We start from the raw sequence: 12,378 nt of genomic DNA, 5'->3' as shown, positions 1-12,378 counted from the left end.
TCCTTCCTAGGCGCCCCGCGTGCGTCAGGATCGGTTAAAGTCTTAGCAGTGCACGGTCTGTGGGTCATGCTGTGGGTCATGGCCTCGTATAATTCGGCGCCGCACAAGCGGCGATTCGAAAAAATGCTTTCCACAAGGATAGTCAGAAAGCGGATTCGATAGATTTTGCTGCGACGTGTCGCCCCGGTGACACCGCTCCGCTATGCTCTGGACCGAAGGCCAATTTGCCGACATACATCGCCCAATTCCGGTCGCCGGTTTTGGCCGGTGTGGGGCATACAATGGTCTTCCATTTTCTCAAGCTGACAATACCGTATTGTCTTTTGGCAATTGCCGTATGGTCGATTCCTAGCAGTCGGCTTAAGGATCGAATTGATGCTTTAGCCAAGTTCATCAAACACCACCGAAGATACCCGATCAGAAGATTGGTCTTCAGCGATGTCTTGTACCGAATTAAATCGGGATCAGAACTGCTCGATCCGGCCAGGACTTTTACAACGGACAAGGAGCTGGCAAAAATCTTCATCAGCGGTGTCGTTGGTCCTTCTTACAACGTCCCTACGATAGGGGTTATAAGATCTCACGCTGATCTGGCGGCATTTCGTTTTCCGGAGCGGTGCTTTATCAAAGCGACGCACTCTTCTGGCCGCAATATATTCAGGCAAAATGGTGAGCCAATAAACTATGATGTTTTGAGTGAGTGGCTCAATCACAGCTACTATGAAAAGAAGCGCGAGGGCAATTACAGGGACTTGCGGCCGAAAATCATCGTCGAGTCACCGGTTTTCGATGGGCGCGAGTTTTACGAATTGAGCCTGTTTTGCTATAATGGCGAAGTCAAAATTATCATTAGGCAATACGGCAACAAATTTGCGAAGACCTCTCGGAGGAGAAGGATTTATACGGCTGAATGGCAAGACTGCAATTGCTCCATGGGCTACCCGCTTGCAGAACTGGCCGAAAAACCAAAAAATCTCGACGAGATAAAAGCGGTGGCAAATGCGATAGCAGCCTACTTCTCTTTCGTGCGATTGGATATTTATACGGACGAGAAGGAGTTTTTCGTCGGAGAAATTACGCATAGCCACGCGGGTGGGGGACAATCGTTTATCCCGGTAGAGGCCGAAATCGACATATCAAGGCATATGTTTGGCGTTGAAAAAGGTCTAGTGGCTTAGCCCCCAGAGCGGCAGATGGTTCCGCCGCCTTCTTCCGGTTAGTCCCCTTGGGATTTACTGGAGCGAATTCAGATCGCGGCATTCGACGAGCAGTGGCTTTCGAAGGCGCTGCATGTTCACGACAACGAATTTAGCCCGGGACCACCGCGTTCTCGTGCGAGCCAAGCCAGCAATCCGTTTGCTGCCCGCGTCGCGGTTGCGAATGTCGCCTGCAGCAGATAGCCCCCGGTCGGCGCTTCCCAGTCGAGCATCTCGCCGGCTGCGAAGACGCCGGGGTGCCCCTTGATCATCATGTCACGATCGAGGGCGGCCCAGTCGATGCCGCCGGCGGTGGAGATGGCGCGCTCCATGCCGGCAAGGCCTGCGACCGAGAGCGGAACCGACTTGATGCGGGCCGCCAGAGCTTCGCTTCCGGCGGGGAGGCTTGTGCCTGCTTCGCGCAGGAGGGCGAGCGCGACCGGATCGAGATGTGTCGCCTTCCGCAGAAAGTTCGTCAGCGTTTCCTTGCCGCGCGGCTTAGCGAGCCGTTCGGCCAAAACGGACTGATCCATGTCGGGCTTCAGGTCGATGGCGAGTGTTGCGCTCGTCCCTGAGTGTAGCGCCGAACGTATGTGCGGTATGAGCGCGTAAATCGCTCCGCCTTCGAGGCCGGCGCTGGTCACGATGGCTTCGCCCCGCGTCGTGGCACCCGCACAAGTGAGCGCGATGCGCTTCAATGCGGCGCCTTCGAAGCGTGATTTGAAGATCTCGGACCACGCGATCCGCACGCCGCAGTTGGCGGGAGCAAGCGGCGTTACCGGAATGCCTGCGGCGCTGAAGGTCCCGGCCCAGTCCGCGTCTGAGCCGAGCTTCGGCCAGCTTGCACCTCCGAGCGCGAAGAGCGTTGCGTCAGGCGTCGCCGTGACGGTTCCTTCGGGTGTTTCAAAAAGGAGACCGCGCTCGCGCTCCGGCGTGAAGCCGGTCCAGCGGTGCCTCGTTTTGATCGCGACACCGAGCTCGCCCAGACGGCGCAGCCACGCGCGCAAAAGAGGGGAGGCTTTCATCGCCCGCGGGAAGACGCGCCCGCTCGAGCCGATGAATGTGTCGGCGCCGAGCCCGTTCGCCCATTCGATGAGGGTCGCGGGCGGAAAGCTCTCGACCATGGCGCGAACGTTTTCTGCGTCCGTCCCGTATCGGGTCAGGAAACTTTCGAGCGGTTCGCTGTGCGTGAGGTTCAGGCCACCGCGTCCGGCGAGCAGGAACTTGCGGGCGGGTGAGGGCATGCGCTCGTAAACGGTGACGCGATGTCCGGCATTCGCAATGATCTCGGCGGCATAGAGACCGGCGGGTCCCGCACCGATGACAGCGACGTCGCGGGGGGCTGCGGCGCTCACCATGTTCCCGTATTCGGCATGGAGACCCACGGTTCAGTTGGGGCCAAGGGTGTGCCCTTCTGCAAAAGTTCAATTGAGACGAGGTCGGGCGAGCGCACGAACGCGATGTGTCCGTCGCGCGGCGGCCTGTTGATCGTGACACCGGCCGCCCTGAGCCGCTCGCATGTTGCGTAGATGTCATCCACCTGAAACGCGATGTGGCCGAAGTGCCGGCTCGATCCGTAGTCTTCGGGGTCCCAATTATAGGTGAGCTCGAGCATCGGCGCCTTTTCGCTCAGGGCGCGCGCTTCGTCCTCTGGCGCTGCGAGGAAGATCAACGTGAAGCGGCCCTTCTCACTTTCCATGCGACGGATTTCTTTCAGCCCGAGAGCGTCACAGTAGAACTTCAGGCTCGGCGCGATCTCCTTGATGCGGACCATCGTGTGCAAGTAGCGCATCGCTCCCCTTTCCTTCGAACTTCCGAGGTTGCTGCAAGTCGTCAGCGGCAAAATTCGCGCGCCGGAATTCATGCGCTGCAGCTGTGCCACAGTGCGGCTCTAAACGTCTCGCGGCACCGGGTCGCCTTATCTCGCGTTTTTGCGTAACTGTGGATGACCATTGAAGACTTTCGCTTCTGCATGCGCGACGGCATGTCGGAAGCTCATGGGAAACAAGACGAGATGAGCGAATCACGTCGCGATGATTCGCAGTGCAAAACTTATGCACGCATGTGGAGGAATTCTGCACCGAACTGCGCACACAATCGAAACTGGGGATGAATCACGACTGCGTTTTTTTACAGGTTATCATTGGCTTAGTGTGTGACATACGATGTGGATTGAGGCACCACAACTCGCGGTCAAGGGGGAGTGGCCAAAATATTGCCCCTAGTTCCGGGCAGAGCCAGTGTTATGGTTTACGTCGTTGCGCAGTTGCGTTTCAGCGTTCGCTTCTGAAGAGGGCTCTTCCAGAACGGACGCGAGGACGGCAACCGCGGAATACTCGTTATCGTTTGACGCACAGTACACGCGGGGTAAGCAAGTATGGGGGATAATAAACGTCCCGGGCTTTCAGAATATTTTGAACCGGGTCCGATTGGTCCCGAAGCGCTCGACGACGCGGCGGCCGAAGTTTTCGAGGTCGCCGGAACAATCAAATGGTTCGATGCTTCGAAAGGCTACGGCTTCATTGTTCCTGACAATGGCCTGCCGGACATACTTCTGCACGTCACCTGCCTCCGGGCCGGTGGATTTCAAACAGCTTACGAAGGTGCACGCCTTCACTGCGAAGTTCTGCGCAGGCCAAAAGGCATGCAGGCATTTCGAATTCTCAGCATGGACGAAAGCTCGGCTATACATCCGTCGCAGCTTCCGCAACGCACCCATGTCATCGTGCAGCCGGAAAGCGATTGGTGCCGGGCTTACGTGAAATGGTTCAATCGCGTACGCGGTTTCGGGTTCCTGACCCGCGGCGAAGGCACGCCCGATATCTTCTGCCACATGGAAACGTTGCGCCGCTTCGGCTTCACTGAGCTACGGCCGGGCCAGATCGTCCAAGTCCGCTGGGGCTATGGATCGAAGGGCTGCATGGCTGCGGAACTCAGGCCGGACGGTGTGCCGACGGGGCTGCCGTCCCGTAACTGACGCGGGAACGATGGCGACAGTCATGTCGAGTTCAACGAAGGGGGCCGCGATTTGCGTGGCCCTTTTTATTTTTCTGCCCGTGTTCGCGGCGAGCTTCCCAGTTCTCAACCGGTTGATCGATCTCGTTCCGGCCGCATACGCCAAGATGCGCCAGGACAAGTTGACGATCGTTTCTGCTCAAGGCGGGGTCGAGCATCCGTTTACCGTCGAGGTCGCGTCGACGGAACAGGAGAAGGCGCTGGGGCTCATGTTCCGCACGTCGCTCGGAGAGAGCGAGGGCATGCTCTTCCCCTATTCGGCCGAGCGCGGTTTGCAGATGTGGATGCGCAACACGTACATCCCGCTCGATATGCTTTTCATTCGCGCCGACGGTACGATTGCGCGGATCGAGGAGGGGGCTGAGCCGCTATCGGATCGGGTGATTTCGTCGGGTGCGACCGTGCTCGCGGTTCTGGAAATTCCGGGGGGTACGGCGTCGCGGCTCGGCATTAAAGCCGGCGACAAAGTGCGTTATCCGATTTTTTCCGGTGCGGCGGGGCCGTGAAAGCGGGATGCCGCACCGCTTTCGTTAGCCGCGACTTGACCTTAGCGGGCGAAAGCGGCAGATGAGAGCGATGTCGGGGCGTAGCTCAGCCTGGTAGAGCATCTGCTTTGGGAGCAGAGGGTCGCGTGTTCGAATCATGTCGCCCCGACCAATAATTTCAGAGACTTGCTGATCGCGACCGGGGGCGTTGTACAAGGCGAGCTGTCCCGTTGTACAAATTCGGTTCGCTCGGCGTTCTCCCACTTCGCGATCGCAGCCACCGCGAGCTTCCTCTGGCTAACCTCGCGCGCATAGTGTTCGACCATCTCGAAAAGGTTGCTAGGGTCTCGATCGAAGCAGCTGACTCTTAATCAGCGAGCCCATGGTTCGAGCCCGTGATCACCCACTAACTGGCTGAGTTTTCGCGGAAATTTTCGCACTAAGTTTTACACTTTCCGCTGACTCCTCAAAATCCCCGGCGAAAACTTCCGCTCCTATACATTTGCGGACATCAGCAAGAACCACGCGCTCGCAATCGGCGATGCAAAGCGATTTCTGCTTAATCCCAACAGCCGACATCCGCGAACTTGATGACGGCCGTGACTGAGCGTTGGGCGTCGAAGTCCGCGACGCGGAGAAAGCAGACATCGATGAGTTCTAATCAGCAACTTGAACAGGACGTTGGCGGCGAATGCTTCCGCATCCTTCATCAGCTTGTGCCACTTAAGGGTCGGCATCTCCCGGGGGTAGTTGCCACCCCCGGGTACTGCACCCAATCCCAAGGGGATTAGGTGCCTACGGAATTGCCTACCCTGGTTCTTCGATATCAAGGTGGATGGCAGCCGTTCAGATGCGCGGCCTGATCGCCGGCGGCCAACTCAAGCGTTCACGTTCGCACCGGCAGGCAGCCTTGGAGCGTCTTCGTCGAGGACCCGTTGAACGTCTTCCTTCAGGAGGTAGACAGAGACGGCGAGCAGCACCAGATCCTTCAGAAGGAAGGCCGAATTTATTGTCATCGCCGGAAAGCCTCCGGCGCCGGCATCCCATGCGTCTGGCACGAACGGCATGACCGTGAGGGTAGAGATGAAGGTGACGGTGGCACCGAGCGCGCCGAGCATGCCGGCCTTCTTGTTCCAGAAACCCAGAAGCAGCAACGTGCCAAAGATCCATTCCGAGGCGCCGAGGAAAATGGCGGTGCCGCGAATTCCCAACACCGGGATCGTCCAAGAGATGAGCGGGCCATGGGTAATGATAGGCAACAGCCCTCTGATCTCCGATTCGAACCATTTGTCGTATCCGAACCACGCGAAGATGATCACCATTGCGGCGCGGAGCAGGTTGTAATCGAGGTCAGGCTTCAGGAGGCCTGAGCGGCCGAGAAGTTGGGCGATGGCGTTCATTTGTTTTCTCCTCTGAACAGGCCGGACGAGCCGGGGGACGGATCGCATCTGCGTTGATGCCGATGGGTGTCACAATAGTTCAGAAAATGAGATTGATAATGCTGGTTTGGCTCGATTATATGCTCCATCGTCTCAGACGGAGGCTGCGCGATGGAGCACATAGATTGGCTGAGCCGGTTGCTGGACATCGTACCGGTCACCGGACGAGCTGAGCACCGCTGCTTCTTCGCTGCGCCGTGGCGGTTGGAGAGCGCGAGTTCGGAGCCAGGGGAAATCCCCTACCACGTCATCCTCGCCGGCTCTGCGATCCTTGAGGGGGCCGATGGCGAACCTCCGCGAGCACTAAGGGCCGGCGATATCCTGCTCTTGACCCGGGGGGCAGCGCACGTCCTTCACGACGGCGGAGGCCGATCCGCATCGCCCATCCGGCAGAGGATCGGCGCCACGATCACGGTCGATGAAAATGATGGTCACGGCGAGCGGCTCGATATGCTCTGCGGCCGCTTTATCTTCTCAGCAGCCCACGCGCGCCTGATCCACGATCATCTACCACCGCGTCTGGTCGTCAACGCGGCTGAGCACTCGGCGATCGCAGCTAGACCCGGCGCGCGAGCTCGGCTCGCCAACTTAGTGGGTTTGATGCGATCGGAATCGGCGGAGGAGAACCTTGGGGGTCAAGCTATGCTTGGAGCCTTGTCGACAGTGCTCTTCACTCTCACGCTGCGCCTTGCGAGCGAGGATCGTGACGCTCCTACCGGATTGCTTGCGCTGGCCGGCCATCCGCACCTAGCCGGAGCCTTGTCGGCCATGTTGGCTGCTCCAGGTCGCCCTTGGACCCTGCCGGAACTCGCCAGCCTCTGCGGAATGTCGAGGGCCACGTTCATCCGCCAGTTCCAGCAGAGCCTCGGCCGCTCCGCTACGGAACTGCTAACCGATGTGCGCATGACAGCGGCGGCAAACGCCTTGCGAGCCACCTCCAACTCGGTCGCGGCGATCGGCGAGGATGTAGGCTACCAGTCCGAGGCTGCATTCCAGCGGGCGTTTAAGCAGCACGTCGGATTCACGCCGGCAGAGTACCGGCGTCGAGCGGCGATGGACGCAAAGAGTTCGAGGTGACTTACAAGCTGCGGTGCGATGTCCCCGCAGAAGAGGCGCCTAGGGCTCCGTTTCGTAAATAGAAGCCCAAAGCGGTAACTTCACTCAGAGACCATGACCCGACATTTCACTTCTGGCCCAAAGCTGCACTTGGGCGAATGTCCGCTTTCGGAATTGCAGAAGGCGACCTCGAAAGCATCCTCTGTGCACCACGACGGATCGAATCGTAGGTCCGTTTCCTCGGCAAAGCGGACGGACGTCGACCAATTCGGGGTTGCGTTGCGATTGATGTAAAACGATTGAGTGCCTGTGATCACTCTTGATGCTCGATGAGCGCTCGTGACGACATGGGAGTGTAAAACCCCATTGATTTCATTCGAAATCACGTTGTCTCTTAATCAGCGGGTCCACGGTTGGAGCCCGTGATCACCCACCAAATGTTTCAGGGACTTATCGGAAAGTTTGGCAATCCGGCATCTTCCGAGTGACGGTGCCTGGATGGACCGGAGCTTCAGACGCGCTCGGCTCCGCCGTCTTAACGCCTTTTTGCTGCTGCGCTGCTCGCGCTCTTTTGCGCGCAAGCGAGCCGCTCTTCACTGCTGAGCACCGATCTACGCCGTCAGATACGGCTTGTTCTGGGAAATCTCGCGGATGATTCCGCGCAACCAAGTGTGGCGCGGACTGCGCTGGTAGCGCCTGTGCCAGAACGGCTTGACCACAATCGGGGCGGTGACGAGGGGCGGTTCGAAAATCTGCAGATCGCACAATGGCGCCAACTTGTTCGCCAACGGCCTCGGTATCGTTCCGATGAGATCGGAATCTTGAAGGATAAATGGCATGGTGACGTGGTTCGACAAATAGAGCCCCACCGAGCGCGACAAACCCGCCTTATCCAGCGTCAATTCGAAAAGATCACGGCGGCGCGTCGGATGTTCGACCACTACGTGGCGTAGGGACAGAAACTCGTCCATTGATATCTGGTCGTGAATATCCGGATGTCCGCGGCGTGCCATGCATGCGAAACGATGTTCAAAGAGCAATTGCTGTTGAAAGTTGCTTGATACCAAATCGGGAAAATACCCGATGGCCAAGTCAACTTCACCGGATTCAAGTCTACGCGCCAATTCGGGCGGATCGACCACTACAGATCGAATAACCATTCCTGGAGCTTCGAGTTGTGCCCGGCGCACGAGATTGGGAACGAATTCGAGTTCTCCGATATCGGATAAACAAATCTGTACGCTGCCTTCGCGTTCGGGATCGAACGCGGCCTCCTCAAGAATCTGGTGCCGGATTTCCTGGATTATGTTGCGCAATGGCTCCTCAAAAGCCAAGGCACGCGCGGTCGGAATCATTTCGCTACCGGAGTGCACGAATAGTTCGTCGCCTAGACTTTGGCGAAGTTTTTTCAATGAAATGCTTACCATCGGCTGGCTCACTCCTAACCGCCGCGCTGTCTTTGTGATGCTCCGTAGCTCGAACAAGACATTTAGCACTCGTAACAAATTCAAATCGAAGCTTTTAAGGTCGACCATCATCAATCCCATAATGTCATTGCACTGCTCAATATCTCATAAGTGGCAATTATAGTCTCTATTGATGATTGGTTGATGTGCGGATGAAGCGATTGGCGTATCCGACTGCCGCACCGGCAGCAAATTAGATTGGATAAGCCATGATCCGGATCGCCAGCCTTACTTTTACGATCTTAATAGGAGCCTGCATTATGACCACGCCCGTTTCCGCTCAGGTAGACCCCGCAACAGATCCGCATATCGACTCGCAAGTTCGTGCGCTGCTCATAGATTTGAACAAGGATCCGAGTCCTTTTTGGGAATTGGCTCAGCCTAAGCCGCAGGACATTCTCTCCGGCCTGCAAAGCAAAACGCCTGTCGACGTATCTGGAGTGAAGACGGTCGAGAGAACGATTACCGAAGACGGCCGCAGCGTGAAGATCTACATCATGACGCCTGAGCATGTGACCGGTAAGCCCGGAGTACTCTTCTTCATTCACGGCGGCGTCTGGATCGCCGGCAATTTCGATAACCACAAGCGATTGCTGCGCGACCTTGTGGTCGGGTCGGGTCAGGTCGGTGTGTTCGTCGAATATACCTCGCTTCCTGCAGCCACGTATCCCACGCAGCCCGAAGAGTGCTACACCGCTCTGAAGTGGGCCGCCGCTCACGCCAGCGAATTCGGCGCCGATGGCAGCCGTATCGCCGTAGCCGGCAATTCTGTCGGCGGCAATATGAGCGCCGCACTGACTTTGATGGCGAAGGATCGCAACGGGCCGAAGATCAGCTATCAGGTGCTGTTGATTCCGGCCACCGACGGAAGCGTCGACACCCAGTCTTACAAGGACTTTGCGACTGGGCGTTTCCTAGCGCGGGCATTCATGAAGTACGGCTGGGACCTTTATGCACCGGATGAGAAGACGCGGAACCTGCCCTACGTCTCGCCGCTGAGAGCGAGCCCTGATCAACTCAAGGGTCTTCCGCCAGCGCTCATTATCACTGCAGAAAACGATCCTCTGCGCGACGAAGGCGAGGCCTATGCCCGCAAGCTGAAGGACGCCGGCGTGAGCGTCGATGCCGTTCGCTACAACGGCACCATCCACGACTTCGTCTTGCTCAACGCCTTGCGGGACTTGCCTTCGACCCAGGCAGCGCTCCGGCAGGCGAGCGAAGGCATACGCGCGCACATTGGGCAGTAATTGATGTGTTCGTGGCGCAGTTGGAGAGAGTCCGCTGCGCCACGCTAATCGTGCATCCGATGTCCGGCTCCATCCGCCTTCAAAGCGGCTCGTTGGTGCACCCCATGCGCGGACAGTGGGAATCATCAATGATCTGAACCGCCGTCGGCGATCCATGCAGACATAATTGCGGCGACCAATCCGAGCTTACTTCATGCCGGATTTCAGCTTCCGGATACCAGCCGTCGTCCCTTTGCGTCCGAAAGCAGACACTGTTGTCGGCGCGGCTGAGTTCTGCTTTGGGTCAAAAAGCAGACTTTGAGCCTCGGGCTGCCCGACTTCTGCTCATGCGTCGGGAGCGGACGGGTCTTCAATTTTTGTAAAAAGAGCGATACCCGTGATCACTCTTGACGCTTGATGAGCGCTGCTGATGACGTGGAGATGTAAAACCCCTTTGATTTCATTGGAAATCGCGTTGTCTCTTAATCAGCGAGTCCACGGTTCGAGCCCGTGATCACCCACCAAGTCCCCGAAATATCCGGGAAATTTTCGTGGTCGGTTTTACATTTCCGGCTGACTACCAGAAATTCGTCGACGCAATGTTCGGCTCCTATTCTGATATCAGACCGAACAATCGTTCCCTCCCGATCTCCGCTGCGGGCCAGATGCGGACATCACACGTTGTCAATAAGTGACCTATTTTGAAGGTGCTCGAGGGACGAGCATCGCCGGCCCCGCGATCATGGCATGAGGGCGAATGGAGCCAAGATGGATGTTCGGGTACCCTCCACACAGCGCTCAGCTAGGTGACGGGTCCCGCCCAGATTTCTCCGGGCGGGAATAAAGCCTCTTGGCCTATCGGGGCTGCCAGATGTCAGCGGCGCTTGGCCCCGTGCCCACCACGATCGCGGTCATCGCCCTTGTTGCACGAAATCGCTTTTTTCATCTTAGGAATGCGCGAATTGCTCCAGTTCAGGATGACCTGCATGATGTCGTTGCTGTCGTTGCCGAGACCCTCGTCGGTGCCGTCCATCATCATGTGGGTGATGCCCTCCATGACCGGTCGCTTCAGCGGAGAGGGCCAGGCATTGGCATTGCTCGGCGCCTCGTCCAGCTTGATGTACTCGACAGCGGCGCTGCCATTGCGAGCCTTGCGACGAGCGATGAGCGCATTCACGATGTCTTGCGACTGCGCGCTCGTCGCCGAATAGTCACCCTTCACCACTACATACGGGATGTCGTCGAAGTCCGCTTCCGTCAGGCCGGCGTTAGCAAGCGTGACGGGCGTGCCCTCGACGGTAATCAGGCCCTTGAGGTACTTCAGGGCGCCGTTCTGCTTCAAGTAGCGGACCGCGTGGTGCCCGATCGGCCCGCTTTGCGAGTGCGTCGCGATCACTGCACCGCCGTAGATCTTGCCGAGCTGCTCGACCAGCTCGGCGACATTTACCGGCGTCCACGTATGTCCGCTTGCAAACCCACCGGCGCTAATTGTCGTGGGCGTGCACGTCGGACACTGTCCGCCCGGTAGCGTTTGCTCCGCGTTCGGTACGAGCTGGCGCCAATAGTGCAGGAGATAGTAATCCTTCGGTCCCGCAAGCGTGCCGGGCACCTGCTCTCCCTTGGGAATGAGATTGGGAGGAATGAGTTCCGCGCTCGTCGTGTGGATCGGGAACTGCGGCTTTACGCCTGGCCTGTGCGTGGTGTCGGGATCGAGCGGGCTCCACCCGTGCGGGACCAGTTGGTCGACAAATATGTTGGCGGTGCCAGGTCCATTGGTCGGTTGACCCGTCTGAGGGTTAACCAGATGGCCGAACGTGCCTTGCCACCAATCTGACGGACCTAAGACGAGCGTATTGGGAATAAGGGCGCGTCCTTCAGCATCGTTCGAAGGATCTGAATCGGTCAGCTTGGCGACGCCCTCGTGGATAGCGCTCACGTCGAAACCGGAGCGTCCGCGTCCGGATTGGTCGACGACGAAGGTTGGGATGCCCTTGCGAAACGCGTAGGGCGCCCAGCCTTCGCGGCCATCCGGTGTCGATTCAAGGGACGCGCCTGTATGTGCGCCGCCGCTGACGAAGATGACTGGGTAATCGTTGAACTTCATCGGGATCTGGAACTGGACGTACATCTGCCCGATCATCACGACCTGGGGATTAGCGCTGCGCACCGAGGAACGCTCGTAGTAGGTCCGCTTGAGCATGCCGCCGACGAAGAAGCTGCCCTGGTCGCAGACATTCACGCTGTGCTTCAGGTAGTGGCGCGTGGGCGTCGGATAGAAGCTTGGGATGGTGGATTGGTTGGACGCCGCCCATGCGCCCGTCGCGGCCGTGGCGCATATAAGGGTGGCACCAAGCGTGAGCCCGCCTCCGCGCCCGCTACTTCCAGTCTTACTCAACAACATGACGACCTCTCCCCAGTTCTGATGCCGCTTCGCAAGCTGTTGGGCTCGGGTCAGCGATTGCCAATTCCGGCAATCTTGAACAGTCACAGTTGAT

10 protein-coding genes and 1 tRNA gene are annotated in these 12,378 nt (G+C 58.1%); 6 read left to right on the top strand and 5 right to left on the bottom strand.

The window, feature by feature from the left end; translation table 11 throughout:
* Positions 1–224: 224 nt before the first annotated feature.
* Positions 225–1,178: an ATP-grasp fold amidoligase family protein gene (locus tag BM399_RS19015; RefSeq protein ID WP_143117874.1), complete on the top strand. Its 954-nt coding sequence runs from the start codon at positions 225–227 to the stop codon at positions 1,176–1,178.
* Between the two features lie 116 nt (positions 1,179–1,294).
* Here BM399_RS19015 and BM399_RS19010 read toward each other — a convergent pair whose 3' ends face one another.
* Positions 1,295–2,554: a TIGR03862 family flavoprotein gene (locus BM399_RS19010; RefSeq protein ID WP_092869363.1), complete on the bottom strand. Its 1,260-nt coding sequence runs from the start codon at positions 2,552–2,554 to the stop codon at positions 1,295–1,297.
* A complete protein-coding gene (locus BM399_RS19005) occupies positions 2,548–2,988 on the bottom strand; it encodes a VOC family protein (RefSeq protein WP_092869471.1) in 441 nt (146 codons plus the stop codon). Before BM399_RS19005 ends, BM399_RS19010 begins: the two co-directional genes overlap by 7 nt.
* 585 nt (positions 2,989–3,573) lie before the next feature.
* Here BM399_RS19005 and BM399_RS19000 point away from each other — a divergent pair.
* The 3 genes from BM399_RS19000 (at position 3,574) to BM399_RS18990 (ending at position 4,868) form a co-directional block, all read left to right on the top strand.
* Complete coding sequence (locus tag BM399_RS19000; protein ID WP_092869362.1) at positions 3,574–4,173, top strand: cold-shock protein; 600 nt, start codon at positions 3,574–3,576, stop codon at positions 4,171–4,173.
* 22 nt (positions 4,174–4,195) lie between these two features.
* Positions 4,196–4,717, top strand: coding sequence for a DUF192 domain-containing protein (locus BM399_RS18995; RefSeq protein ID WP_244531372.1), 522 nt, complete (start codon positions 4,196–4,198; stop codon positions 4,715–4,717).
* Between the two features lie 74 nt (positions 4,718–4,791).
* Positions 4,792–4,868, top strand: a tRNA-Pro gene (locus tag BM399_RS18990).
* A gap of 706 nt (positions 4,869–5,574) precedes the next feature.
* On the opposite strand, the gene BM399_RS18980 is transcribed toward BM399_RS18990, so the two are convergent.
* A complete protein-coding gene (locus BM399_RS18980; protein ID WP_092869359.1) occupies positions 5,575–6,096 on the bottom strand; it encodes a YkgB family protein in 522 nt (173 codons plus the stop codon).
* 150 nt (positions 6,097–6,246) lie between these two features.
* Here BM399_RS18980 and BM399_RS18975 point away from each other — a divergent pair, with 150 nt between their 5' ends.
* Positions 6,247–7,212 (top strand): AraC family transcriptional regulator, encoded by a 966-nt coding sequence (locus tag BM399_RS18975; RefSeq protein WP_092869358.1) that lies wholly within the window; start codon positions 6,247–6,249, stop codon positions 7,210–7,212.
* A gap of 590 nt (positions 7,213–7,802) precedes the next feature.
* Here BM399_RS18975 and BM399_RS18970 read toward each other — a convergent pair.
* The gene (locus BM399_RS18970; RefSeq protein WP_210186980.1) at positions 7,803–8,729 is read right to left on the bottom strand and encodes a LysR family transcriptional regulator; all 927 of its coding nucleotides are present in this window, start codon (positions 8,727–8,729) and stop codon (positions 7,803–7,805) included.
* Between the two features lie 188 nt (positions 8,730–8,917).
* Between BM399_RS18970 and BM399_RS18965 the strand changes: the two genes are divergently transcribed.
* Positions 8,918–9,904, top strand: coding sequence for an alpha/beta hydrolase (locus tag BM399_RS18965; protein ID WP_092869356.1), 987 nt, complete (start codon positions 8,918–8,920; stop codon positions 9,902–9,904).
* An 853-nt stretch (positions 9,905–10,757) separates the two neighbouring features.
* Here BM399_RS18965 and BM399_RS18960 read toward each other — a convergent pair.
* Complete coding sequence (locus tag BM399_RS18960; protein ID WP_143117873.1) at positions 10,758–12,371, bottom strand: alpha/beta hydrolase family protein; 1,614 nt, start codon at positions 12,369–12,371, stop codon at positions 10,758–10,760.
* Between the last annotated feature and the right edge of the window lie 7 nt (positions 12,372–12,378).

Origin of the sequence: Hyphomicrobium facile, from assembly GCF_900116175.1 — a bacterium.
GTDB lineage: Bacteria > Pseudomonadota > Alphaproteobacteria > Rhizobiales > Hyphomicrobiaceae > Hyphomicrobium_B > Hyphomicrobium_B facile.
This window is presented reverse-complemented; position numbering and strand designations above follow the sequence as displayed.

What these genes read in the sequence shown, in the direction of transcription:
- BM399_RS19010 (WP_092869363.1), bottom strand. Translation starts at nt 2,554, where the DNA reads ATGGTGAGCGCCGCAGCCCCCCGCGACGTCGCTGTCATCGGTGCGGGA.
- BM399_RS18995 (WP_244531372.1), top strand. Translation starts at nt 4,196, where the DNA reads ATGTCGAGTTCAACGAAGGGGGCCGCGATTTGCGTGGCCCTTTTTATT.
- BM399_RS18980 (WP_092869359.1), bottom strand. Translation starts at nt 6,096, where the DNA reads ATGAACGCCATCGCCCAACTTCTCGGCCGCTCAGGCCTCCTGAAGCCT.
- BM399_RS18975 (WP_092869358.1), top strand. Translation starts at nt 6,247, where the DNA reads ATGGAGCACATAGATTGGCTGAGCCGGTTGCTGGACATCGTACCGGTC.
- BM399_RS18965 (WP_092869356.1), top strand. Translation starts at nt 8,918, where the DNA reads ATGACCACGCCCGTTTCCGCTCAGGTAGACCCCGCAACAGATCCGCAT.
- BM399_RS18970 (WP_210186980.1), bottom strand. Translation starts at nt 8,729, where the DNA reads ATGATGGTCGACCTTAAAAGCTTCGATTTGAATTTGTTACGAGTGCTA.
- BM399_RS19005 (WP_092869471.1), bottom strand. Translation starts at nt 2,988, where the DNA reads ATGCGCTACTTGCACACGATGGTCCGCATCAAGGAGATCGCGCCGAGC.
- BM399_RS19000 (WP_092869362.1), top strand. Translation starts at nt 3,574, where the DNA reads ATGGGGGATAATAAACGTCCCGGGCTTTCAGAATATTTTGAACCGGGT.